Here is a 2,449-nt window from a genome sequence, read left to right as displayed (position 1 = left end):
TGTTAGAGTCGATTAGGGAGTTACCCCCTAACCTCTCCTTCAGAACCGTGCATGAAACTTTCGCTTCACACGGCTCCTTGATAATACCACCTTTGTTATAGGTACGATTCAAAACGGGTTATTTTCATAATTCTCAACTATTGGTAATTGTATTACTTTTAGTTAAAGAACCATCGTTTGCCGTTTTTGTGTCGTGACAATGTTTGTGTAGAAGTTGCCAGTTCTCATAAGTGTCTTTTCCACCTAATGTTGTTGGTTTAATATGGTCAATTTCTACCTTGTCTGTACTTGTAAAATACAAACCACAGTGAAGACAAATACCCTTTTGTTTCTTGATAAGTGTTGCCACTCTTTTGGGAGTTTCTGGATATTCGCCTCGTCGTTTACTCCAGTAAATCCAGTTACCATCAAACGGACTAGCTTCACTTTTAACTTTAATATGCCTTACGATTGGCGTATCAGTATGAGCGATTAATTTTAATCCGTTTTCTGTACTAAAACACCAATTCCTGTCATTTACTGTTCGCCAGTATTTGTCTTTATTGATGTTCCCTTTTCCCCTCGTTCTTGCCCACGCTCTTAACTTATCATAGGTTAGATTGTCAACTTTCGAGAAAGTTTCTTTACTAACCACTGTTGAGTAATAGTTTGACCAACCTCTAATAATTGGATTCAGCTTGCTAATTAAAGCAGCTTGTGGGGAGGTCTTGTGGGTGTCTATTACTTCAGCTATTTTTACAAGATGAGCTTTAATTTTAGCTTTTGAGGGTGTGATTAATGTTGTAAAACCTAGCGGTGTTCCATTCGTTTTTTTTGAACTTCGGTAGTTACCTATTTTATGTTGTTGAACATGGAACCCTAAGAACTCAAACCCAACATTTCCCTCAATTTCATTGAGGGTGTGGGTTAATTTTGTTTTACTTGGTTTTAACTCCAATCCCATATCACTCAACCAGTCAGCAATTATCTCTTGACATTTTTTGACAACTTTTATATCCTCATGGATTATTACAAAGTCGTCAGCATATCGGATTAAACTAAGGGCTTGACGATTTATCGTTTTTGCCCCTTTTAGAGTTTCGGCGTATTGCTTAACTCTTTCTTCCATACCATGTAAGGCAATATTCGCAAGTAGAGGTGAAATGACCCACGGTGGTGTACCATCATTGGTAGGAAAAAGTTCTTTTCCGTCCATGTACCCTGCTTTGAGCCACGTTTTCAGTAGATGGCTTAATGTAGGGTATGTGTGTATTTTGGAGAGTAACGCTTTGTGGTCAATGCGGTCAAAGCATTTAGCAATGTCAGCATCTAATATATATTTTTCTTTCTGCTTAATGCTGCTAAATATTGCTCCGATTGCATCGTGACAGGAACGTCCTGGTCTAAAACCATAACTGTTTGGCTCGAATTTAGCCTCCCATTCTGGCTCTAACGCTAGTTTGACTAACGCTTGCAATGCGCGGTCATTAATTGTGGGTATTCCTAATGGACGGGTTTCGGTTGTACCAGGTTTAGGTATTTCAACTCTACGAGTTGGTTTAACTTTATTGGTTAACTTTAATCGTCCTACAAGGTTTATACGTTGCTTTGGGGTCAGAGATTTAATTCCATCCACACCTGCCGTATTTTTACCTTGGTTATCTTGTGTTACCCTGCGAACCGCTATACATTTTGCTGACCAAGACCTAATCAGGGTCTTCTGAAGTTTACGAACTGCTTTAACATCGCCTCGTTCACTCGCTTGAAATATTCGCTTTTGCAACTTAAAAGTTACCTTTTCTAGCTTGCGCCAATTAAGGTCTTTCCACTCCACCGTCAGATTGTTCTGCGTTTTAGATATATTCATTGCTACTTGTTCTATTTCTTTGGAATTACCGAGCATCTGTCAGCATATCCCTTGCATTACCAAGGGCATTCGCTTTTGATACCATCCCTCCCCTATATATCATTCGTTAGCTACTTACTGGTTTTCGACCTTTTCCAGAGATATATAGGGGTTACTTCGTTCCGATTACACATTGGTTTGAAATCTTTAGCGTGATGCTATCCACCGGGTTTCTTAGGCGGTGCTTATAAGTCAGAAGTTGAACTGCTTATGCCCGCGTCCCTTGCCTTTTGGCTTGGTGTTAATCAAGTTTTTATATTGATTTTAGCCATTACACCATCAATTCTAACGATGGTTCAAACACATCTTTGCTTATGCTACGCATGGACTTCTTGCTTGGTAGTTACCAAATTTGGCTTCCAGTAGTTCTACCTTTTAACCCCGCTTTAATCTGATGGTTGCTATCCAAGCAAACTAGGGGTTATGCTTTCACCTCAGCACTTGAGGGATGGGACTTAATTCACGGAATTTCACCCATAAATGTAATCAGTTATCACCAGTGTTCTGGGTTAACCGTCCCATAAGTCTTTCAACTTATTTTAGGTTAAACGAATCGCACCAACT

At 39.4% G+C, this 2,449-nt stretch carries 1 protein-coding gene; it reads right to left on the bottom strand.

The window, feature by feature from the left end; all coding sequences use genetic code 11:
• Positions 1-133 precede the first annotated feature (133 nt).
• Positions 134-1,846 carry a group II intron reverse transcriptase/maturase gene (gene ltrA / locus PL11201_RS27410; RefSeq protein WP_079678194.1) on the bottom strand — a complete coding sequence of 571 codons (1,713 nt, stop codon included), beginning with the start codon at positions 1,844-1,846 and terminating at the stop codon, positions 134-136.
• Positions 1,847-2,449: the final 603 nt, after the last annotated feature.

Source organism: Planktothrix sp. PCC 11201, assembly GCF_900009135.1.
GTDB lineage: Bacteria > Cyanobacteriota > Cyanobacteriia > Cyanobacteriales > Microcoleaceae > Planktothrix.
Note: the sequence above shows the minus strand (reverse complement) of the source record. Positions and strands in the feature narration are given on the sequence as shown.